This is a genomic window from Algoriphagus faecimaris (assembly GCF_900101705.1).
Classification (GTDB): Bacteria; Bacteroidota; Bacteroidia; order Cytophagales; family Cyclobacteriaceae; genus Algoriphagus; species Algoriphagus faecimaris.
Genome location: NZ_FNAC01000018.1, coordinates 36044 through 56922, shown reverse-complemented (window position 1 = coordinate 56922; position 20879 = coordinate 36044). Strand labels below are relative to the sequence as shown.

Sequence of the window (20879 nt, the reverse complement as noted above, 5' to 3'; positions counted from 1 at the left end):
ACTTATGGAAAAGAGCGTTTGGCCCAATCTTAATTATGGAAAATGGTGGCAATCATCTGGAATTCGGGGACTACTACTTCAAATTTTTTACCATCGAAGATTTTCTCCATTTGATAATACCCCTTCATTTTGCCTAAGCCTGATTTTAAGTTACACCCAGAGACATAAGTGTGGGATTCGCCAGGCTCTAAAGTAGGCTGCTGTCCCACTACACCTTCACCCTCTATCACTTTGAGATTTTCTGCGGCGTCAGAAATTTCCCATCTTCGTCGTAGAAGTTGAACAGTTTGCTGGCTTTTGTTTTCAATTGTTACTTTGTAGGTGAAAACATAATGGTGTTGTAAAGGGCTCGAAAACTCAGCCTGATAGGTGACTTCTACGCTAACTTGAATGCCGTCGGTAACTGCTACTACCATTTGATTATAAATTTTAAAAGTGCGTAAATATAAGACGAACTCTTTGAATATCAATTAAATTACCTATGAATGTAAAAATTGAACCCTCCTGGGCCTCAGTCCTTCAGGACGTTTTTGAGCAGGAGTTTTTTCAAAATTTAACATCTTTTGTTAAAGACGAATATGCTGAATCGAAGGTTTTCCCTCCGGGTAAGGAAATATTCAGTGCTTTTGACCATTGTCCTTTTGATCGTGTTAAAGTAGTGATTTTAGGTCAAGATCCCTATCACGGTTCAGGTCAAGCTCACGGATTGTCATTTTCTGTCAGGCCTGGTGTAGCGTTCCCTCCTAGTCTTCTGAATATTTTCAAAGAAATCAAAGCAGACCTAGGCAAAGATATGCCTCCTAATGGGGACCTGACTCGATGGGCAAACCAAGGTGTTTTTTTATTAAATGCTACCTTGACAGTCAGAGCACATGAGGCAGGGTCTCATCAAAAAAGAGGCTGGGAGGAGTTTACCGATCAAGTCATTCAGAAAATTTCCGAGCGAAAGGAATCAGTGGTCTTTCTTCTTTGGGGAGCATATGCCCAGAAGAAAAGTCAATTGATAGATGAGCAAAAGCATTTGATTCTGAAGGCACCTCATCCCAGTCCGCTTTCTGCACATAGAGGCTTTTTGGGCTGTGGACATTTTTCGAAAACGAATACCTACCTGGAGTCCAAGGGGCTTGAGCCCATAAAGTGGTAAAGCTACAGTCTGAAAAGCAATAGAAAAGCCCCCAATAGGTGTCTAACTTTTTGGGGGCAAAATATTTTCAATGGGCCTTTTATTAAGGTCTTAATGCTATTATTCGATTCCTTTGAAGAATCGATTCCATCTGATTTTATTGAACATGCTTTCAAATTGATCTAGTGAAAGCCAGAGGAACCAAGCTTTTCCTACTACATGATCTTCCGGTACAAAACCCCAATACCTAGAGTCTAGGGAATCATGCCTATTGTCCCCCATCATGAAGTAGTAGTTTTGTTTGAAAGTATAGCTATCCACTTTCTGACCGTCTATCCAAAGTTCATTATTGCGAATTTCTACTTTTTCATGCCCCTCATATTTCTCAATGGTAAAGCCATATTGCATCAGGTTATCTGCAGTGATATCAATGGTCCAGCCTTCTCCTGGAATAGTTAAGGGCCCGTAGTTATCTCTGTTCCAGGCTTTCCAGCCTACTTCTCCATCTGCAGGGAAGATACGCTCCTCTGCTCTTCCTGCTGGCATGATACGCTTGTTGACAGCTACTACCACGGGAGAGGATTTAAGTCGCTCTATCATTTGATCAGTGGCCCAAACCAAGTATCCTGCGTCATTGGAAAAGGCCATATATGAGCTTGGATTGATTCCATAATCATTGAAAAAATCGCTGTTGAGGGCACGGTTGGTGACTACATCATAAGAAAATTGCATCTCTTCGGGAATGTAGCCTGGCTCTCCATTAATTTTGAGCTGTCCCTCTTGGATTTCGAGTACATCACCGGGAACAGCTACTGCTCGTTTGATGTAGTTGGTTTTGAGATCATTTGGATACTGGAATTCAGTAGGGAAATTAAATACCACTACATCATTGCGCTTGATACTGGTAAATCCAGGAAGACGCATGTAGGGTAATTGAATCGCATCCGAGTAAGAGGCTAATTCAGTCCCCCATATTTTCTGATGAGTAAGTGGGACTTGAAGCGGTGTTTTTGGGATTCGAGTCCCATAGTGCATCTTACTTACAAACAGGAAATCACCTACTAGGAGTGACTTCTCCATGGATGCTGTTGGGATAGTAAATGGCTCTAAAAGTAGCCAACGTATCAAGCTGGCTGCTACTACTGCAAAAACCAAGGCATCTACCCATTCCCTGGTGGCTGATTTTTTCTTTTTTGTACTCATGAGTTGAAATTTCAGAAAGATAGAAAATCATCCATAGAATATACCCCTTTTCTATCTTTTAGCCATTCGGCCACCAATACCGCGCCAAGGGCAAAACCCTGTCGTGAATGAGCGGTATGTGTAATCTCAATATCGTCTATTTCAGAATGATAGCGAATAATATGAGTGCCTGGGGCAGGGTCAATTCTTTTGGATGTGATAGCTAATGATTGTTCGTTTTCGGACGATTCTTCCGTCAGGTGCCATTTTTCGTACGCTTGGTGATTTTGGATAATACCTTCTGCAAGTGTGATGGCGGTACCTGAAGGAGCATCTTTTTTTGCAGTATGATGAATCTCCTCGATTGTGGCCTGATAGCCAGAGGTTTCATTCATCAGTTTAGCTAAAAATTGATTCACTTTGAAGAAAACGTTCACTCCGATACTGAAGTTGGATGCGTAAAAAAATGATCCGTTTTTTTCTCGAGTCAATTGCTCTATACGTGGTTTTTCAGATAGCCAGCCAGTAGTGCCAGATACCACAGGGATGCCTTTTTCTAAGCACCACTCGAAATTTTCTACTGCAGCCTCAGGTTGACTAAATTCTATCGCTACATCGACTTGATCTGAACTGAGTAGATCAAGTTCATCTCTGTTGTCAATGGTGATTTTTCCGGCAATTTGATGGCCTCTTGATTCGGCAATCTCTCCGATCAATTGTCCCATTTTGCCATATCCAAGTAATAGGATGTTCATTTTTTAGAATTTCAATTTTATAGAAAGACCCACCTGCTGAGATTGGGCCATAATAGTTTCATGATGGGGTTCGATGGCTAGGGCTAAATCATCAGAAATATCAAACCCTGATAAATGAGCGTCCACATTTGCATCGATCAGATTTAGTCCATAGATCACTGCTAGAAGCAGAATGGTGAGGTCTCGATTTCTCCTCCAATAGTCCACATTTCTTGCTAATGCCTGTCGGTTAAGGTTGGGGAAAATCGAAGGCTCATTATTATCTGAAGCAAATAAAGCTTCTCTGAAAACTTGATAGCGACGATTATTGAACTGAATAAAATAAATATCAGTCATAAATCCCGCGTAGATTATCGGGACTTTCCATGATTTTCCGTTGTAGACTTGACCTGCACCGGGAAGGATTGCTGATAGAATGGTGGCTTTTTTGGGGTTTTTTGGCAAAGAGGAGAAGGAGGCTTCCTTAGTTTCATCTACTGAGTCGCCTTCTCGCACCACTTGGGCCAAGGAATTCCTGGGAAAGACCAAAAACCCCAAAAGCAAAAGTCCCAGGAAAATCCATGGGGCTTTTTTGTATTGGTATGAGGGGGGGGCTATCTTTTTCAAGAGGTTTAGATAATGTCTAAAAGTTCCAGAATTCGATTGAGGTCTGAGGTGGAGGTGAAAGGGATTTTAATCTCTCCTTTATTTTTCTCATTGGCATTCAATGCCACTTTTGTCCCAAAATGAGAGGCTAGACGTTGCTGAATTTTATTCAGTTCGTATTTCCGTACAGGGTCAATACCTGACTTTTCAGGCTTGGATGCCTTGGTTTCATTGAGAGATTTGACCAAGGCTTCTACTTTCCTCACGCTAAGCTCTTCTTCTACTGCTTTTTTGAAGATGGACAACTGCTTGTCCACATCTTCTACATTGATCAATGCTCGTGCATGCCCCATCGAAAGTTGCTGATCCCTGATAGCAGCTTGGATACTGGGAGGAAGTTTTAATAGGCGGAGGTAATTGTTTACCGTGGTCCGGTTTTTTCCTACTCGGTCCCCGAGTTCTTCTTGCTTCAGATCACACTCTGCCAAAAGTCGCTGATAAGAGTGAGCGATTTCTAAGGCATTAAGATTTTCCCTCTGAATATTCTCTATAAGCGCCATTTCCAGCATTTGCTGATCGTTGGCAGTTCTTACATAGGCAGGAATCTTTTCTAAACCAGCGATTTTTGAGGCTTGAAATCTCCGTTCCCCTGAAATGAGCTGGTATTCATTTTGATCCAGTCTTCTGACTGTGATAGGCTGTATGATCCCTTGGACTTGAATGGATTCCGCGAGCTCCTGTAGAGCTTCCTTGTCAAAATGAGTTCTTGGCTGATAGGGATTCACTTGGATTTCCTCCAGCGAGATCTCAAAAATCCCTGTTTTCACCGCTTCAGGAAGAATATCTTCAGATTTGTTTTTGGAGGGACTATCCTCCAGCAAAGCACCTAGTCCTCTGCCCAGCGCGTTTTTCTTTCGATTGGGTTTTTGATCAGCCATATTAACTAGTTACTTTTTGAAGACCATTTTTCTGAGCGATTTCGCTGGCTAGATTCAGGTAGGCTACAGAGCCTTTTCCATCAGCATCAAATGCAATAGCAGGCAGACCAAAGCTCGGTGCCTCACTTAGACGGACATTTCTAGGGATGATAGTTTCGAAAACCATATTTTTGAAATGTAGCCGTACTTCCTCTACCACTTGATTGGAAAGTCTCAATCTCACGTCATACATGGTCAGGAGGATTCCTTCAATCTCCAAGTCGGGATTGAGCCGGGTCTGAATGATTTTGATAGTATTCAGTAATTTTCCGAGTCCCTCTAATGCAAAATATTCACATTGTACTGGAATGATTACAGAGTTGGCTGCCGTAAGTGCATTGATCGTAATCAACCCAAGAGAGGGCGAACAGTCGATGATAATGAAATCGTATTCTTCTCGGAGAGGGGCGATGACTTCTTTCATCTTTTCCTCACGATTTTCCATATTGATCATTTCAACCTCGGCTCCGACCAAATCTATATGGGAAGGAACCAAATCCAAATGATCAATTTCAGTTTTATGTACAATTTCTTTTACCTCAATCCCATCCACCATGCACTCATAGATGCTGGTATTGATGGATTTAGGATCATGTCCGAGACCAGATGTCGTATTTGCCTGTGGATCTGCATCGATGACAAGGGTTTTGAACTCCAAGACTGCTAAACTCGCCGCTAGGTTCATAGCTGTCGTTGTTTTTCCAACTCCGCCCTTTTGATTGGCTATGGCAATTACTTTTCCCATGGTTCGGTTTAAAATTAGATCTCAATATTAAGCAAAATCCACTCTTTATCGGTTCCGTTTCTCGCTTTTTTTCAGAACAAGACTCTGACCCTTTCTGTCAATATTTTCAGATAAGAATGTGGTAAATCAGTAGTATCCTGTTGGTTATCAGGTGGTATTTAAAATTTAATTTAAATAAGTTGGGACTTTTAGGTCCTAAATTTGATAAACTTTAACCAAGAGTTTTTTAAGTATGAAAAGGATTGTCTGCTAAAATCAAGCCTAAAAAAAGTCGGGGCTTTTTTCCCCGACTCTTTCTTATTTTTTCTTGTTGGCTTCTGCTGCTTTCATAGCGTCTTCCAAGCGTTGCTGAAATTTAGATTTCTTTTTGCTGGCATTTTTCACCTTGTTTTCTTCTACCTTCTTTCTGATTTTCTCGTCGTCTACAAATAATTTGATCAAGGCTTGCTGACCAAAAGTAACCACATTGGAAACGAAATAATAGAAACTCAATCCAGCAGGATAGGAATTAAGAATAAACATAAACATCACCGGCATAATGTACCCAAGGTTTTTCATCGGCCCGGTGGCGGTAGTCAGCTGATTGTTGAAATGCGTATACACAATCTGCGATACGGTCATCAGAAGTGTAAACAAACTGACGTGAGAGCCATAAAAAGGAATAGTAAAAGGCAGCTTGATGAATTCATCATAGGTCGAAAGGTCTTTGGCCCAAAGGAAGGATTCTTGGCGTAACTCTATCGCATTGGGAAAAAAGAAAAACATAGCAAATAAAAACGGCATCTGAAGCAAAAGGGGTAGACAACCGGAAATAGGACTTACTCCTAGTTTGGAAAACAGCTTCATCTGCTCCTGCTGCATCTTGGTAGGATCGTCTCCGTATTGCTCCTTCAATTCATCTATTTCAGGTTTGATGACACGCATTTTGGCCATTCCGATGTAAGACTTGTAAGTCAATGGGAACAAGGCAAGTTTGATCAAGAAAACGATCAAAATGATGATCACACCGTAGTTGTTGAAGAACTTTTCTAGAAATTCAAACAAGTTGACAATGATGTATTTATTCACCCAACTGACGAAGAAATAACCCATGTCGACATTTTCCTCAAATCCCTCTGTGGTGTTTTTGAGCACTTTGTATTTGTCAGGGCCAAAATAATACCGGTAGGAAAGGCTTCCTTCCTCCATTGGAATGGAAAAACTAGCCTGCATATTTCGTACGAATGCACTATCGCTTGGTGTGCTTTGGGTCACACTTACATTACGAAACTCCTGATCGGCAATGATCCCTGCAGTAAAAAACCGCTGACTGAAACCAATCCATTTGACGGGTTCCTCTACTGCTTCTGTCTCTGCGTCGTCTCCCACACCCAAATTGTCGTAGGATCCGGCACTGGTGTAGAAATTGACTTGGGTTTTTCTTCTGGATTCTGCTAAATCACGCTCATGAGCCCTTACTTGATCTTGCCAGTCGATTTTGGCTTCCTTGGAGGTGAAGATGTTCTGATATCCATCGATTTCTAAGCTTCGTCTGACCTCGTAGCTTCCTTCTGTGAGGGTGTATTTATGTAGAATAGTACCGCTTTCTGTGCCTGCTACAAGCGATAATGTGTAGATTTTTAGGCCATTTTCATCTTCTGACTCAGAAGCACTGGGTTGGAAATATAGGTCTTTGAAGTTAATAGGACCTTGACTGCTCTCCATCATTAAACTCATGGAAGATGAGCTTTCGTCAAACAGCATTAAAGGCTCATTTTCCCAATTTTTGTATTCTTTGAGCCATACTTCTGAAACATTGCCTCCTTTGGTAGATATTTTGACTTGGATCAGATCATTCTCTAATATTTCCAATGATTCTTCTCCCAGTGTCATGGTAGCCAAAACGCCATACCTAGCTACTCGATCGGCATCAAGAGTGCTATCGTTTTGGGCAATTGGCTCAACTGGCGCCACAGCTTGGGCACTGTCAATTATTACGGATTCAGTATTGACCTCCGGTTCTGTGGGTATAGGCTCGGGCGTACTCGCAAAAAATATGGAGTAGACGAGGATGACTGCGGCAAAGAGGATAAGACCTGTCGCTTGATTTTTATCCATAGGTTTTTAATCTTCCCGGAGATCCGGTTTTGCAATTATTTTACTTTCTTATTTTCTATAGCTGCTTCAATGAATTTTTTGAAAAGCGGCTGAGGATTGAGTACGGTACTTTTGTACTCAGGATGAAACTGAACTCCCACAAACCAAGGATGGTTCTTGATTTCTACGATTTCTACCAAGTTTGTTTCAGGATTTTTGCCTGTCGCTATCATTCCTGCGCTTTCCATCTCCTTGAGGTAATGATTATTAAACTCATAGCGATGGCGATGTCTTTCCTGAATTTTTGATTTTCCATAGGCCGCATAGGCTTTGGAAGAGCGTTTCAGTTCGCAAGAATACGAACCCAATCTCATAGTCCCACCCATTTGGTCAATATTCTTCTGTTCTTCCATCAATCCAATTACAGGATGTGGCGTGGAGGGGTCCATTTCGGTGCTGTTAGCATCTTTTAGATGAAGTACGTTCCTCGCAAATTCGATGACTGCCACCTGCATTCCCAGACATATTCCAAAAAAGGGAATTTGATTTTCCCGAGCGTAACGAACGGTATCAATTTTCCCCTCAAATCCTCGCTCACCAAAGCCCGGCGCCACTAAGATCCCGTCTAAATCCTCAAGTTTATTTTCAAAATTATCGCTGTTGATTTCCTCCGAAGAAATCAACTTCAGGTTCACATGACATTCTATGGAAGCCCCAGCATGAGTGAATGCCTCTATGATTGACTTGTAAGAGTCTGGTAAAGATACATATTTACCCACCAATCCGATAGTGACTTCTTGGGTTGGGTTTTTGAGTTTTCCGAGGAAGTCTTTCCAGTTTTCAAGATCGGTGTTTTGCCTGGAGGAAAGTTTTAATTTGGTCATGACCCGCTCATCAAGTTTTTCTTTTTTCATCAAAAGCGGTACATCATAAATGGTGTCAGCATCCATTGCCTCGATGACCGAGTTGAGTTGGACATTACAAAAAAGCGCGAGTTTTTTCTTCACATCCAAAGGCAGGTGATGCTCAGTTCTACAGACCAAAATATCTGGCTGTATACCTGCCTCCAATAGCTGCTTTACTGAATGTTGAGTGGGTTTAGTTTTGAGCTCTTTAGCGGCCTTGAGGTAGGGGATGAGTGTCAGGTGGATTACTAAAAAATTATTTGGTCCTAGGTCCCAACGAGCCTGCCGGACTGCCTCGATAAACGGCAAAGATTCTATATCACCTACGCAACCACCGATTTCAGTGATGACCACATCATATTTACCATCTTCACCTAGCTTATAGAAATTTGTTTTTATCTCATCAGTGATATGAGGAATTACCTGGACTGTTTTGCCCAAATATTCGCCTTTCCGTTCTTTTGTTATGACGTTGTTGTAAATCCTACCTGTCGTAATGTTGTTGTCTTGAGAGGTGGATACATTCAGAAAACGTTCATAATGACCAAGGTCCAAGTCTGTTTCTGCACCATCGTCGGTTACATAGCATTCCCCATGCTCATAAGGGTTGAGCGTCCCCGGATCGATGTTGAGGTAGGGGTCAAATTTTTGAATAGTCACAGAGAAACCTCTAGCCTGTAATAGTTTACCCAGTGAAGAGGCGATAATTCCTTTTCCTAGAGAGGAAGTAACTCCTCCTGTAATAAAGATGTATTTGGTGGATGAAGCCATAAGAATGGTGCGGGGATGAGATATTTGGTTGAATTCTTATGGGGCTCAAAATTACGAAAATTATCCGATTACTCAGATTAATTTTTATTTCTCTTTGGATTTTGGCAGACCTGAAGTGGTCTCCTTAAGGTGGGAAATACTAACTAATCGCATAGATGTTACTTGCCTTAGCCATACTTTTGCCTCAGATTTTAAAGAGGTAGAGTTTAGAATTGGAATAGAAAGAAGTGTACTAGAAAAGGAATTTTAATAAGAGATATAAGGAATGCCCGCTTCAAAAAAAATCATGTAAGAAAAATTATTGTAGAGAATTTGGTGAAAAAGTTTTCTGCTTCCTCAGCATAGTCCAAATAGTCAAGTGTGTTATTTCCATTTATATTAACTTGATATAATTTTGGTCCTTCTTTATTTATGCTTCAAGTATTCCCTTTTTTTCGCAAAATAATTGTAAGGTTATTGATCATGGTCGCAATTTAGGCCTAAGGAGGCTGAGAGTTTAATAGTTTATTAGGAGGCTTTGGTAAAGGGTTAGGTTTTCCCAAGCCCTTCGAGATAACTATTAATTCCGTAGGTCGAAATGGATTTAATTAAATAATGTTGTTGAAAGAGTTTTCTTTATTGATGAGGAAATTTCAAAAAGGGAATTTTATGATAGAAAAGAAAAGGCGAATCTAAATAAATGTTAAGAAGGTCTCCAAAAGGCTTGAATTTTCACTTAATTCCATTAATTAAATACTTCTATTTTTATGTTTAAATTTAAAATAGATATATTGCGATAGATTTTTAATAATTCTAAAATAAAATATTATGAGAGAACTTATCAAAGAAGCAATCGCCGATCTAAAAAAGAATGAAGGCTTTATTTATGTGACTGCTGAAGGCAAAAGAATAGATCTTCATGAAGCAGCTACTAGAGGTATTCCGGTAACTCCTGTAAACCCAAAGGATGATGTAATTAAGAAATTGGAAGCAGCGGGTTTATATGTTACTGATGGTCGTTTTATGAATGACTTTAACGAGTTGGTAGGCTTGATTAGTGGAAACTCTTCAGGAAAGACTTCTAAAAGAAGAACTTTCTCAGATGGAGAGAAAAACAAGATTCTCGAGGAATGGAAAAAAGTAGAAGCCACCGGTAATAAGACTAAGGCAGCTTTCGCTAGAGAAATAGGAGTTGGTTATCAGACTTTTATCAACTGGCTGAGAAGTTAAACTTAATTGATATTGAAAGGGGAGTCTAATTGACTCCTTTTTTTATTTATTCCATAGCAAGAAATAATAGGGGAAGAGCGGATAATGTTTTAACCTGTTTTTCAAAGTAAAGATTTCTGTATTCATGCTTAGCTTAGTCGTTATTTTGTAAATTTTTAAGAGTTAGATTTTTAATTCGAAGTATTTCTGAGAGATCTTGAGCTCAGCTCTTTTGAAAATCAAGGGGTCGCTCTCAATATTCTGATTATTTTTGTGAAAAATTTCATAATCGTGGATCACTCATTATTTATCAAGCAGTATCGGGATCAAAATCAGCTTCATATTCGAGAGGGTAATGGCAAAGTGATTTCAATTTATCCCTTGGAGCGTTGGAATTCTTCCATGGGGGAGAATTGGGTGATTTTGCTTTTTGATTTGTTTCAAATCAGATCAGTAGGGGGACACTTTTCAGAAGTAGCCTTGGATATTGTAGACTTTGCATCCAAACCTACCATCTATCACACCGAGCCTAATCGGCTACTCCCGAGTGGTCTGGCAGATTTAAAAGAAATTCGTTTCTCATTGGTAAGAGAACCCAATTGGAAAAAGTTACTTTTTCAAATTTCGCAGCCTATTATCGCTCAGATAGGAGTGGAGACCAAAGCGGATGTGGAAACCAAGCTTAATTTCCCACTTTTGGGGCCAAACGTAAAAGAGCTCTACCTGGGAGCGAAAGGAGATGTAAAAATCATCAAAGGATGAATTTTAAAGAAGAATTAGATAAAAATGAGGTTTTTGCAAAAATCAGAGCTGCTGCAAAAAATCTCAATCTCGAGACTTATGTTGTCGGCGGATTTGTCCGTGACCTGGTATTAGGTCGAGTTAGCAAAGACTTGGATTTCACTTGTGTGGGAAGCGGTATTGCTTTGGCAGAAGAGGTGAGCAAGCAGTTTGATTTTCATGTGCCCCTTTCTGTCTTTAAAAATTTTGGGACGGCCATGCTCAAGTTAGAAGATAGTGAGCTGGAATTTGTAGGGGCGAGAAAAGAGTCCTATCGATCCGAAAGTCGTAAACCGATAGTAGAGGATGGTACTTTACAAGAAGACTTGGAGAGAAGAGATTTTACCATCAACTCTATGGCCATTTCTCTTAATGAGGGGAATTATGGAGAGCTTTTGGATCCTTTTGATGGAATCGGAGATCTGAAGCGTAAGCAAATCAAAACTCCCCTTGATCCAGAAATCACTTTTTCGGATGACCCTTTGAGAATGATGCGAGCTGTACGATTTGCAAGTCAGCTCGGCTTTGACATTGATCCCGACACTTTCTATGCATTAAGCAAAAATGCCCATCGCTTATCTATTGTATCGGCTGAACGGATTATTGTAGAGTTAAATAAGATCATTCAGACGGATCAGCCTTCTTATGGTTTTAAACTCTTGTTTGCAGGAAAGCTCTTGCATGAGTTTTTTCCGGAAATGGTCGAATTACAAGGGGTAGACTCTGTAGACGATAAATCGCACAAAGACAATTTCTATCATACGCTGCAAGTCCTAGATAATTTAAGTCTGGTGAGTGATGACTTGTGGTTGCGTTGGGCAGCTATCCTACACGATATAGCCAAACCTGCCACGAAGAGATTTAATAGCAAAGTAGGCTGGACATTTCACGGCCATGAAGACAAAGGGGCACGAATGACGCCGGGAATTTTTAAGCGACTAAAGCTCCCTATGGACGAGCGAATGAAGTATGTTCAAAAATTAGTGCGATTACATCTCCGACCCATCGCTCTAGTCAAAGATGAAGTGACTGATTCTGCTCTGAGAAGACTGCTTTTTGATGCAGGAGATGATATTGATGACTTGATGAAGCTTTGCAGGGCAGATATCACATCCAAGAATAACAAAAAGGTAAAGCGATTTCTCGAAAACTTTGATAAAGTAGAACAGAAGCTTCGCGAAGTGGAGGAAAAAGATCAAGTGAGGAATTTTCAACCCCCTATTAGCGGAGAAGAAATTATGGAAACCTTTGGATTGAAACCTTCAAAAACTGTAGGTGAGATCAAAGAAGAAATAAAAGAAGCTATCTTGGAAGGCAAAATTAAAAACAAGCCGGAAGAGGCACGACAGTTGATGCATCAATTGGCTAAACAAAAAGGATTGGTGAAATAAAGAAATTGAATTAAAATCAAGAATAATAATAACAATATGAAAAGAATACTTACCCTCATAGTAATAATGCTGACGGTGCAATTTGCCTTTGCACAGGAAGGAAATGATTCGCTGCCTCGATTGGATAGCAAGACTAAGCGCATATTAAATATGGAAGATCAGGCTGCCTATCAGCTTGCCATGCGTTATAATGATTCGCAAATGGCAAAAGCCAGCTTATATAGATTGATGGTGAGGAATCCTGAGAATCTTCGTTTTCAGGAGGCGCTTGGGAGCTTATATTTCGAACTCGGTCAGTCTACCTCAGCGGCATTGGTAGCATTGGATATCTTAGAAGTAAATGATAAAAGCGTTGGCGCTTTGGAGATTGCTGCTTTTTCGCTGGAGCAAGTAGGGGCCCTGGATAGAGCGTTGCCTCACTTTGAGTCTTTATATCTTTTGAGTGGGGATAATTTCAGTTTGTATAAGAGCGGCTACTTACAATATTCGCTTAAGCGATACGCTGAGGCGATGAACTCTGTCAATTTATTGATAAGAGAAGCTAAAACAGATGAGAAAATAGGCTTTCCTTTAAGTCAAACAGAGACTCAGGAAATTTCCATGAAGGCTGCAGCGATCAATTTAAAAGGGATGATCTACTTGGATCAAGGATCTAAATCTGAAGCTTTAGCAGCTTTTGAAGAGGCGATTCAATTGGACCCTAACTTTGCTCTGGCAAAAGAAAACCTGAAGCAAGCACAACAATAATTGAATAGAAAGCGAAGTTTTAAAAACCGGCCTTAGGCCGGTTTTTTTGTTTGAAAGGGGTACTGATCAAAGTTTATTTTGCTGTCAAATGAATAACCAATAGGCAAGAGAGGTAGTCAGAAAGGAGAGCAATAAGCTGAGCAGGATGATTTTACTGTAGTTGGTAGCCCACTGTTTTATTTTTCCTCCGTTTAGGGTGATAAGCTGTCTGCGAGGTCTGATCACTTCTTGTACGATAGCTAGGGTGCCTAAGAAGTAAACTAAGAAAATTAATATAAAACTGGCTACTGCTTCCATTCGAACAAAATTAAGAAAGGCAGTTGATGGAGTGTAAAGATTTCAAAAAGTTAACGATTTGATAATAAGGAAAAAGCGGCTTCTAAAATCAGAAACCGCTTTTCAAAGTTTATTATTTTACTGCTATTGAGTCAGGATTTCCATCGGGATCTCCTGTGGCAGATCCACCGCTTCTAGGATTCCCTGTCAAAAGAATCCCTGCGACATGGGGAGAGGCCATTGAAGTTCCGCTATAGATAGCATATCCGCCGCCAGGTATTGTGGACTTTATTGCCACTCCAGGCGCTGCAAAATCAATCGGAGGGTTACCGAAATTTGAGAAAGAAGCAAATCTATCACCTGAATCTACCGCCGAAACAGTGTAGATGTTTGGAGCATTTGCTCTAGCAGGAGAGGAGTTATTGGCGTTTCTACTTTCATTTCCAGCTGCTAAGGCTACTTTTACTCCTGAGTTGGCCAAAGCGATGACTGCCGCATCCAAAGCATCCGATGCCGGTCCGCCCAGACTCATATTGGCAACGTCTCCTGAATTGGCACTTCCAGTGACAAAATCGACTCCTGCAATCACTCCAGAATACGATCCAGAGCCACGGCTATCTAGTACTTTGATTGGTACGACAGTAGCTCCAGCTGCTACTCCAATCACTCCAAATTCATTATCAATTGCCGCAATCGTGCCTGCTACGTGAGTGCCATGCCCACTTCCGTCTTTGCTCAGGTCAGCATCTTTGCCTTTGTCAAAGGCATTGAATCCAGCAGATACGTTTACATTTAGGTCAGGGTGACTCCCATCAATCCCTGAATCAATGACATAGGCTTTTCCGCTGCCAGTGTAGGTGGTACCTCCATTTACTCTGGTAATCCCATAAGGAGTTTCCTGTGTAGGGCTGGATCCTCCACCGTCGCTACCTCCGCCTCCCGGCCCTTTCCCTGGAGGTGGTGCTAGCGCCATGATTCTATCAGGTTCTATAAATTGTACTGCTGGATCATTAATTAAGGCGGTGTATTCTTCATCGGAAAGTTCTGCGGAGAAACCTTCTATAGAACTGCCATAGGCATAACCTAAATTACTTTCCGCAATACGGTATTTAGAAAGAAGCTCAATCCCGATTTTTCGCATGGCGGCCTCATTCGAAGCATAATCTCTTGTCTTTCTGAAATTGATATGACTAGGATTGAGCCTTACGATGTATTTACCAGGTATAATATCCCCATTTTGGTAGCCTAAGTATTCCACAGCTTGATCTGGAAGATTAGGGTTCTCTTCCATTGGCTGACAAGCGAAGCTTAGTGCACCTAAAACTAAACCTGCACAGAGTGCAGGCTTTTTCCAAATTTGATTTTTCATAAAGTTGGGTTGATGGTTGATGAAATATTAGATTAAAGCTACTTATTGGAAATAAGTGATGGAATATGGGAAAAAATACCTAATAGATCAATGGTTTTTTGAGAAAAAATAAGAGAAAATAGACTTAAAATCTTCTTCCGCAGTAGAAAATGTATGTCAACTGTTGTCCTTCTTTTTCTCTTGAAGGAATTTAAAAACATGGCTGTTTCAAAAATCGGTCTATTGTCAGCCTGAATCTTAAATATTTTGTAAACATGCAATAAGGAAATGAAGGTAATTTTTCTTTAAAGTATGATCGTGGTCACACTGAGAAGCCTCTCAAACTGAGTTTTAAAAATTAGCGTTTACAGAAAGGAAATGATGAAATCGAGCATGACCCAAAGCGACACACAGTGGTATGCCCCGATGGATCGGGGAATGCTTGCGAAGATTCCACCCCGATACTCGGGACAAGTTGTGGCCATTAAAAATCAAATTATAAACATATGAAAATTAACCATAGAAGTTGAATAGTGGTCACTCTGAGCGTAGTCGAAGATTCTTCGACTACGCTTGGACTTACATATATTCAGTTGTCCAATAGGTAGCTTTGTAGAAGTGTTGGCCTGATTGTGCCAAAATCCTTCAATGGCCGAGTCCCGAGGACTGTAAGGGGCCAAAAGCCCATATTAGCGCTTCGGGAAAGATTTCGATTTCGGGAATTTCGTCTTTCAAGTACTCAAGGTTACTTTTAGTATTGATGAGACAGCCTTAAAAAAAAAGACCTCTTAAAGAGGCCTTTTTAATTAATTATTTTTCATTAAGTCTTGTTTTTCGACCATCGTTCCAGTTCGAACTTTATGGTCAAGTGTACTACCCAAGTCTATCCGATCAAGTGATTGGATCCTTGCCGAGGAGCTTTGTCCTGTGATTTGTTCTATAGCTTTTCTTAGGAGTTGCTCGTTGATGTCTCCAAATTGTCTAGGCAATTCCTCCACTTCACGAGCAGCAATATTAGGAACAAAGCCGGTGGTGTAGTCGGATTGATCTGCACTATTAAAACTTTGTGTTACTATAGGTAGTATTCCGAAGCTATTGTTAGGATTATCATCATCCTCAAATGGGATGGAGCCTACATTTTTTCCTGTTGTTCTATCACCAATTAAAAAGACGTCCATATAAGGTTTGAGTCCGTTGATAACTAGTTCTGAAGCCGAGGCAGTTCTACTAGTAGTCAAAATATAGACTCTGTTACCAGAAAGTGTGTTTCCGAGGTTTTCATCCTTCGCTCTAAATTTCGTTTGCACATTTTGAAAATCTTCGAATCTGCTCAGGAAGCTATTGAATTTGGTTTTGGAAAAAACCGCATCGGCACCCACTCCCGGAGCGATCAAGCTCGCAAGATTGACAGCGGATGATACAAATCCACCACCATTGTATCGGAAATCGACAATTAAATGGTTAATACCTTCTGCTTTGAACTTGGAGAATGTTTCGTCCATCTCATCATCATACACCGTACTGTTATTACCTGATCCAGGTGCAAAGAAGTGATAAACCACGTAACCGATTTTTTGATCATTAATTGTGTAGACCGTGTCCAAGAAGTTAGGATTTTCAGACAGCTGCACAGGAGTCAATTGCAAATCAGGCTGAGGTTGATATTGATTTGCCTCCTCATTGTATCTTAAATAGCTGATGGTGTGCGTTTGGGAAATATCCGCCAATACATCTCTGAAGTTGTTGATATCCATCTGGCGTCCATTGATCAGCGTGATGATATCACCTCTTCTTAGTCCGGCCTCGCTTGCCGGGCTATTTCTTTTTACGTAACTGAGTTGCGCAATGACGTTGTCATTTTCGTTACTTTCTCTGTAAAGAATGAACTCGTATCCAGCCTCGAGCTCCACTCCGTTTAAAGAGTTGATCAGTTCTTGGTAATCAGGATAAATGGCAGAAAATCTGTCTGTAGGGCGGAAAAGAAGGGATTCAAAATACTCTGCCGGATCCGAATCGGATGCGATCGGTGATTTCATGTCGTCTAGCCAGTAGTAGACTTCATTCATGACTGATTGAATCCAATTATTGATAGCGATATTGGGACTAGGTTCTGGTTCTTCTGTGACGTCTGGGGTAGGGAGCACTTCTTCCTCATCTTTACAACCTGTCAACAGGGCTCCTAAAAGGAAAATGCCAAAGTAAATTTTTGAAATTCTCATATCTTTAGTGATTATCTTCTACTTAGAAACGGTTTACTTTTTTGTTTGTTTTGATTAATACGACGTACCAAAGGAAACGTCATGCGTCTGACTATCCAAAAGTTTTCCTGCTTCGCATTTTAATACACGGTAAGGATACTTTCTCAATAGCTCGTGATTGTGTGTGGCCATCAATATAGCGGTTCCCTTTTTATTGATTTCTTGGAAGAGCTTGAAAATCCCATCCGCCACATCTGGATCCAAGTTTCCTGTAGGTTCATCCGCCAAAAGAATAGAGGGTTCGTTCAGAAGTGCCCGGGCGATTACTACCCGCTGCTGCTCCCCTCCCGAGAGCTGATGAGGCATTTTTGATGAGGCATTATTTAAACCGACAAGCAAAAGTACCTCAGCCATTCTTTCCTTGATTTTCACTTTGTCTTTCCATCCGGTTGCCTTCATTACAAAGGCTAAGTTTTCGGCTACTGTCCGGTCGTTGAAAAGCTGAAAGTCTTGAAAGATAATCCCAAGTTTTCTTCTCAAAAAAGGTACCTCCGAATTTTTGATTTTTGTCAAGTCAAATCCAGCGATTTCTACTGTACCGCTTCTTAATGGAAGGTCCGCGTAGAGTGTTTTGAGCAAGGAGCTTTTTCCGCTTCCTGTTTTACCGATTAGAAATACAAACTCATGCTGCTCTACTGAGAAGCTGACATTACTGAGTACAGGATCTACTCCCTGAAAAATAGTAGCTTGATCTACTTTAAGAACCGCTTGAGTACTGAAGTCCATGGTTAAAGTTCTAATTTTTGCAATTTCCCGAAGGGTAGATTTTTGATGAGTTCCTCTAGGGCTTGCTCTTTTCCCTCTAGCCCAAATTTCTCAATATTTTTCATCGGTCTATCTGCTCTAAAATAAGCGACCAAAACGAAATTCTCATCCCTAATCTGAATGTAGTCAGGTATTTTTGCTTTTCCTTTTACTTTGATGATGTACATGTTGTTTCAAAAAAAGCGGTTGGCCATGAGTTGACCAACCTACTTGTGATTTATTTTCCAGCGGCTTTGGCATGATCTGCCAGAAACTGTGCCAATCCAGAATCAGTAAGTGGGTGCTTAAGCAGTCCGGTGATCACTTTGAGCGGGCAAGTCACTACGTCGGCTCCTATCTCAGCGCATTTGATGAGGTGCATGGTATGGCGAACAGAAGCGGCAAGTACCTCAGTAGCATAGCCGTAGGTCTGATAAATATGAACAATCTGCTCAATCAGCTCCAACCCGTCAAATGAAATATCATCCAATCTACCGATAAAAGGAGAAACATAACTGGCTCCTGCCTTGGCTGCTAAAAGCGCCTGACCAGAAGAGAACACTAAAGTACAGTTGGTACGGATACCTTCACTGTGAAAATATTTAATGGCTTTGACTCCTTCCTTGATCATAGGTATTTTAACTACGATCTTGTCGTCAATTTTTGCTAATTCTTTACCTTCTCTGATCATTCCCTCAAAATCAGTGGCGATTACCTCTGCACTTACTTTGTCATCGACTATGTCACAGATCGCTTTGTAGTGTGCGCGTACATTTTCTTCACCAGAGATTCCCTCTTTTGCCATTAAGGAGGGATTGGTGGTTACGCCATCAAGTACGCCTAAGTCGTAAGCTTCGCGGATTTCGTCAAGATTGGCTGTGTCAATAAAGAATTTCATGTTGAGAGGTTTTATAAATGGTAAACTATTGCTCGGATCTAGCTAAAGCGCTACCCGATACTAAACGTAACAAAGTTAAAAGATTAATCCTGTTATAGAACGCTAAAAAGTTGCAGGCATTGATTTTAGGGCAAAAAAGAAGCGGCATCGCACCGCTACAACCGCCTACCCTTGCTTCCTTCCGGACCTGGGGGATTCAGCAGGAGCTGGTCGTGCCGCTAGGGCACAAATGTACGCTAAAATCTACTCAAATCAATAGCTTGTCTTTATTCTTTCCAATCCTATTACTTCCTAGCTGATTATCAGCAGCTTTAAAGAGGAAGTCTCTTTTTATGCTCAGGAGAGAGTCTCAGAAAGTAGATTTGAGCGCTTTTCGCTTTCTCTTAGAATGATTTAATAATTCCCTTTTTATTTTAATTTTTCAATTCAGAAAAAAGATAGATCAGCACGATCAAACAAGTACTGAACCTCATATCAAAATCTGCTTAGGATTGTAATAAGTCCATTCCAACTTGCTGTAAATGGATTAATTTTGTTCTATGAAATCAAGTGTATTGATTTTTAATCGTGAATATTAACATAATACATGGATAGGTATGTCGTCTACAGCAAGTGAATTGGCACCGGGAAGTAAACTTTCTCATTCTAAATTTGGTACAGGAATGATCCTCTCGGCAGATGAAAAATTTTATAAGATCTACTTTTATGAAAGCGAGGAGATTAAAACGCTCGCCAGAGATTATGAGGGGTTTACTGTAGAAGAGGCAAAGAAACCTGATTTTCCCATGTTGACCATGCGGGATGTAGAGAAGGCTATCCGGGAAGCTTTAATCAATACCTCTGAGAGAGCACCTATTGTGCCGCTAGGAGGGAAGTGGATCGGAGGAGTTGTTACTTTTCTGCCTGGAGATACCACGCTTCAGACAAAGGAAATTTCCATGGAAACTTTTTTCCACAAAATCGTAATGGTAAGAGAGAAGCTTAGGGTTTTGGAACAAAACATCAATAATCACCCTAAACTTGATGATGAAGACAGGGTTCATTTGCAACAGTACATTACCAGGTGTTACGGGTCATTGACCACTTTTAATGTGTTGTTTGCATACAAAGAAGATCAGTTTAGAGGAAGTAGTGGTAAAGAGGGGTAAGTCTGATCTCAAGTTTAAGTTGTAACTATCTGATTATTAGAGCGCTTTTTAAGTGGATTGAATGAAAAATTTTCGAATTTTGTAATGATATAGCTTATTGAAGAAATGGAATTAGAAGAATTTTTAAAAAATATAATCTTAGTCGATGATGATCCGTCTTTTCATCTTATTGCTAAGAAAAATTTGAGCAAAATAGAGGTGCGTATTCCTTTTATTTCCTTGTATGATGGAAATCAGCTCATGGATGCAATTTCAAAAAAAGATCATCTTGCTTTGAGCGATTATTCCAATCTGGTGTTTTTGGATTTGAATATGCCTGAAATGGACGGCTGGCAATTTTTAGAAGAGTTTTCTCAACTAGATCAAAGCCTTCAAAAGAGGTTTTTTATTGTGATTTTGACTAGTTCTATTTCCTTGTCGGAGCGAAATAGGGGGCTTTCCTATCCTATGGTCAAAGGTTACTATCACAAACCCATGAATAAAAATGGAATCCAGGGAATCTTAGACGATTATTTAGCTAAAGTCACACCTCAAGAAGACTAGGCAGATATTTTTGGTAGTTTGACCATCCCCGACCAATAGGATTCTATAGCCGAAATCGCATCATCAAAGGCATCCATATCCACTGGTTTGGTCACGTAAAGATTTGCAAATGACTGATAACTTTTGTTGATGTCATCGGGAGAAGAAGAGGTCGTCAGGACGATGATGGGGATGTGCTTGGTCTTACTATCTGTTTTTAAGGTGTGGAGGACTTCGTGACCGTTCTTCAGCGGCAAATTGATGTCCAATAAAATCAAATCAGGTTGGAGCGCATCGATATATACTCCCTTCTGAGTAACAAAGTCGATGCCTTGTTGACCATCAGTGGCTACGGATATTTTTTTGACAGTAGGTCTATTGGAGAGGGCCTCCTTGATGAGAAGGATGTCTCCTTCATTATCTTCTATCAATAAAATGTGCATTTGTCTCATTATTCTTC

General features: G+C 40.5%; 22 protein-coding genes and 1 other RNA gene. 7 read left to right on the top strand and 16 right to left on the bottom strand.

The genetic code is table 11. The annotated features are described in order from the left end of the window. Positions 1 to 29: 29 nt before the first annotated feature. Positions 30 to 416, bottom strand: coding sequence for a Co2+/Mg2+ efflux protein ApaG (apaG, locus tag BLQ57_RS11005; RefSeq protein WP_087939417.1), 387 nt, complete (start codon positions 414 to 416; stop codon positions 30 to 32). 65 nt (positions 417 to 481) lie between these two features. On the opposite strand from apaG, the gene ung reads away from it, so the two are divergent. Then, a complete protein-coding gene (gene ung, locus BLQ57_RS11000; protein WP_087939416.1) occupies positions 482 to 1144 on the top strand; it encodes a uracil-DNA glycosylase in 663 nt (220 codons plus the stop codon). A 99-nt stretch (positions 1145 to 1243) separates the two neighbouring features. Here ung and lepB read toward each other — a convergent pair whose 3' ends face one another. The 7 genes from lepB to BLQ57_RS10965 form a co-directional block, all read right to left on the bottom strand. Then, entirely contained in the window at positions 1244 to 2326 is a 1083-nt protein-coding gene (gene lepB, locus BLQ57_RS10995) for a signal peptidase I (RefSeq protein WP_087939415.1), read from the bottom strand. 11 nt (positions 2327 to 2337) lie between these two features. After that, positions 2338 to 3060 carry a 4-hydroxy-tetrahydrodipicolinate reductase gene (dapB, locus tag BLQ57_RS10990; RefSeq protein ID WP_087939414.1) on the bottom strand — a complete coding sequence of 241 codons (723 nt, stop codon included), beginning with the start codon at positions 3058 to 3060 and terminating at the stop codon, positions 2338 to 2340. Positions 3061 to 3063: 3 nt separating this feature from the next. Next, positions 3064 to 3666 carry a DUF5683 domain-containing protein gene (locus BLQ57_RS10985; RefSeq protein WP_240507800.1) on the bottom strand — a complete coding sequence of 201 codons (603 nt, stop codon included), beginning with the start codon at positions 3664 to 3666 and terminating at the stop codon, positions 3064 to 3066. A gap of 5 nt (positions 3667 to 3671) precedes the next feature. Beyond that, the gene (locus tag BLQ57_RS10980) at positions 3672 to 4583 is read right to left on the bottom strand and encodes a ParB/RepB/Spo0J family partition protein (RefSeq protein WP_087939413.1); all 912 of its coding nucleotides are present in this window, start codon (positions 4581 to 4583) and stop codon (positions 3672 to 3674) included. 1 nt (position 4584) lies between these two features. Continuing rightward, the gene (locus tag BLQ57_RS10975; protein WP_087939412.1) at positions 4585 to 5367 is read right to left on the bottom strand and encodes a ParA family protein; all 783 of its coding nucleotides are present in this window, start codon (positions 5365 to 5367) and stop codon (positions 4585 to 4587) included. Positions 5368 to 5664: 297 nt separating this feature from the next. Further along, positions 5665 to 7464 (bottom strand): membrane protein insertase YidC, encoded by a 1800-nt coding sequence (gene yidC, locus BLQ57_RS10970; RefSeq protein WP_087939411.1) that lies wholly within the window; start codon positions 7462 to 7464, stop codon positions 5665 to 5667. Between the two features lie 35 nt (positions 7465 to 7499). Next, complete coding sequence (locus tag BLQ57_RS10965; protein WP_087939410.1) at positions 7500 to 9119, bottom strand: CTP synthase; 1620 nt, start codon at positions 9117 to 9119, stop codon at positions 7500 to 7502. 807 nt (positions 9120 to 9926) lie between these two features. Between BLQ57_RS10965 and BLQ57_RS10955 the strand changes: the two genes are divergently transcribed. The 4 genes from BLQ57_RS10955 to BLQ57_RS10940 all read left to right on the top strand — a co-directional run bounded on the left by BLQ57_RS10955 (position 9927) and on the right by BLQ57_RS10940 (position 13225). Next, positions 9927 to 10328, top strand: a complete 402-nt coding sequence (locus tag BLQ57_RS10955; RefSeq protein ID WP_087939408.1) for a hypothetical protein — start codon at positions 9927 to 9929, stop codon at positions 10326 to 10328. A 270-nt stretch (positions 10329 to 10598) separates the two neighbouring features. Then, positions 10599 to 11069 (top strand): hypothetical protein, encoded by a 471-nt coding sequence (locus tag BLQ57_RS10950; RefSeq protein ID WP_240507799.1) that lies wholly within the window; start codon positions 10599 to 10601, stop codon positions 11067 to 11069. After that, entirely contained in the window at positions 11066 to 12478 is a 1413-nt protein-coding gene (locus BLQ57_RS10945) for a CCA tRNA nucleotidyltransferase (RefSeq protein WP_087939406.1), read from the top strand. The genes BLQ57_RS10950 and BLQ57_RS10945 overlap by 4 nt, the downstream gene beginning before the upstream one ends. 36 nt (positions 12479 to 12514) lie before the next feature. After that, on the top strand, positions 12515 to 13225 hold the full coding sequence (locus BLQ57_RS10940; protein ID WP_087939405.1) for a tetratricopeptide repeat protein: 711 nt from the start codon (positions 12515 to 12517) through the stop codon (positions 13223 to 13225). 84 nt (positions 13226 to 13309) lie between these two features. Here the strand turns inward: BLQ57_RS10940 and BLQ57_RS10935 are convergent, their stop codons facing one another. The 7 genes from BLQ57_RS10935 to ffs all read right to left on the bottom strand — a co-directional run bounded on the left by BLQ57_RS10935 (position 13310) and on the right by ffs (position 18971). Beyond that, positions 13310 to 13522: a hypothetical protein gene (locus tag BLQ57_RS10935; RefSeq protein WP_087939404.1), complete on the bottom strand. Its 213-nt coding sequence runs from the start codon at positions 13520 to 13522 to the stop codon at positions 13310 to 13312. 112 nt (positions 13523 to 13634) lie between these two features. Beyond that, positions 13635 to 14870 (bottom strand): S8 family peptidase, encoded by a 1236-nt coding sequence (locus BLQ57_RS10930; protein ID WP_087939403.1) that lies wholly within the window; start codon positions 14868 to 14870, stop codon positions 13635 to 13637. Positions 14871 to 15655: 785 nt separating this feature from the next. Further along, the gene (locus BLQ57_RS10925) at positions 15656 to 17068 is read right to left on the bottom strand and encodes a S41 family peptidase (protein WP_087939402.1); all 1413 of its coding nucleotides are present in this window, start codon (positions 17066 to 17068) and stop codon (positions 15656 to 15658) included. A 54-nt stretch (positions 17069 to 17122) separates the two neighbouring features. Further along, positions 17123 to 17833 (bottom strand): cell division ATP-binding protein FtsE, encoded by a 711-nt coding sequence (locus BLQ57_RS10920; RefSeq protein WP_087939401.1) that lies wholly within the window; start codon positions 17831 to 17833, stop codon positions 17123 to 17125. Between the two features lie 2 nt (positions 17834 to 17835). After that, positions 17836 to 18039, bottom strand: a complete 204-nt coding sequence (locus BLQ57_RS10915; protein ID WP_087939400.1) for a fructose-6-phosphate aldolase — start codon at positions 18037 to 18039, stop codon at positions 17836 to 17838. A 50-nt stretch (positions 18040 to 18089) separates the two neighbouring features. After that, the gene (fsa, locus tag BLQ57_RS10910; RefSeq protein ID WP_087939399.1) at positions 18090 to 18749 is read right to left on the bottom strand and encodes a fructose-6-phosphate aldolase; all 660 of its coding nucleotides are present in this window, start codon (positions 18747 to 18749) and stop codon (positions 18090 to 18092) included. 135 nt (positions 18750 to 18884) lie between these two features. Continuing rightward, an RNA gene (ffs, locus tag BLQ57_RS10905) (signal recognition particle sRNA small type) lies at positions 18885 to 18971 on the bottom strand. 374 nt (positions 18972 to 19345) lie between these two features. Here ffs and BLQ57_RS10900 point away from each other — a divergent pair. Together BLQ57_RS10900 and BLQ57_RS10895 are read left to right on the top strand one after the other, a co-directional pair. Then, complete coding sequence (locus BLQ57_RS10900; protein WP_087939398.1) at positions 19346 to 19897, top strand: hypothetical protein; 552 nt, start codon at positions 19346 to 19348, stop codon at positions 19895 to 19897. A 105-nt stretch (positions 19898 to 20002) separates the two neighbouring features. Further along, positions 20003 to 20440 carry a response regulator gene (locus BLQ57_RS10895; protein ID WP_087939397.1) on the top strand — a complete coding sequence of 146 codons (438 nt, stop codon included), beginning with the start codon at positions 20003 to 20005 and terminating at the stop codon, positions 20438 to 20440. On the opposite strand, the gene BLQ57_RS10890 is transcribed toward BLQ57_RS10895, so the two are convergent. Continuing rightward, a complete protein-coding gene (locus BLQ57_RS10890; RefSeq protein ID WP_087939396.1) occupies positions 20437 to 20871 on the bottom strand; it encodes a response regulator in 435 nt (144 codons plus the stop codon). The two genes, BLQ57_RS10895 and BLQ57_RS10890, sit on opposite strands and share 4 nt — an antisense overlap. Between the last annotated feature and the right edge of the window lie 8 nt (positions 20872 to 20879).

Bases quoted from the DNA above. Each gene is read 5' to 3' on its own strand.
- fsa (WP_087939399.1), bottom strand. From the start codon at position 18,749: ATGAAATTCTTTATTGACACAGCCAATCTTGACGAAATCCGCGAAGCT.
- BLQ57_RS10965 (WP_087939410.1), bottom strand. From the start codon at position 9,119: ATGGCTTCATCCACCAAATACATCTTTATTACAGGAGGAGTTACTTCC.
- BLQ57_RS10925 (WP_087939402.1), bottom strand. From the start codon at position 17,068: ATGAGAATTTCAAAAATTTACTTTGGCATTTTCCTTTTAGGAGCCCTG.
- BLQ57_RS10895 (WP_087939397.1), top strand. From the start codon at position 20,003: ATGGAATTAGAAGAATTTTTAAAAAATATAATCTTAGTCGATGATGAT.
- BLQ57_RS10955 (WP_087939408.1), top strand. From the start codon at position 9,927: ATGAGAGAACTTATCAAAGAAGCAATCGCCGATCTAAAAAAGAATGAA.
- yidC (WP_087939411.1), bottom strand. From the start codon at position 7,464: ATGGATAAAAATCAAGCGACAGGTCTTATCCTCTTTGCCGCAGTCATC.
- lepB (WP_087939415.1), bottom strand. From the start codon at position 2,326: ATGAGTACAAAAAAGAAAAAATCAGCCACCAGGGAATGGGTAGATGCC.
- BLQ57_RS10945 (WP_087939406.1), top strand. From the start codon at position 11,066: ATGAATTTTAAAGAAGAATTAGATAAAAATGAGGTTTTTGCAAAAATC.
- dapB (WP_087939414.1), bottom strand. From the start codon at position 3,060: ATGAACATCCTATTACTTGGATATGGCAAAATGGGACAATTGATCGGA.
- BLQ57_RS10930 (WP_087939403.1), bottom strand. From the start codon at position 14,870: ATGAAAAATCAAATTTGGAAAAAGCCTGCACTCTGTGCAGGTTTAGTT.
- BLQ57_RS10915 (WP_087939400.1), bottom strand. From the start codon at position 18,039: ATGTACATCATCAAAGTAAAAGGAAAAGCAAAAATACCTGACTACATT.
- apaG (WP_087939417.1), bottom strand. From the start codon at position 416: ATGGTAGTAGCAGTTACCGACGGCATTCAAGTTAGCGTAGAAGTCACC.
- BLQ57_RS10980 (WP_087939413.1), bottom strand. From the start codon at position 4,583: ATGGCTGATCAAAAACCCAATCGAAAGAAAAACGCGCTGGGCAGAGGA.
- BLQ57_RS10935 (WP_087939404.1), bottom strand. From the start codon at position 13,522: ATGGAAGCAGTAGCCAGTTTTATATTAATTTTCTTAGTTTACTTCTTA.
- BLQ57_RS10890 (WP_087939396.1), bottom strand. From the start codon at position 20,871: ATGAGACAAATGCACATTTTATTGATAGAAGATAATGAAGGAGACATC.
- BLQ57_RS10900 (WP_087939398.1), top strand. From the start codon at position 19,346: ATGTCGTCTACAGCAAGTGAATTGGCACCGGGAAGTAAACTTTCTCAT.
- ung (WP_087939416.1), top strand. From the start codon at position 482: ATGAATGTAAAAATTGAACCCTCCTGGGCCTCAGTCCTTCAGGACGTT.
- BLQ57_RS10940 (WP_087939405.1), top strand. From the start codon at position 12,515: ATGAAAAGAATACTTACCCTCATAGTAATAATGCTGACGGTGCAATTT.
- BLQ57_RS10975 (WP_087939412.1), bottom strand. From the start codon at position 5,367: ATGGGAAAAGTAATTGCCATAGCCAATCAAAAGGGCGGAGTTGGAAAA.
- BLQ57_RS10920 (WP_087939401.1), bottom strand. From the start codon at position 17,833: ATGGACTTCAGTACTCAAGCGGTTCTTAAAGTAGATCAAGCTACTATT.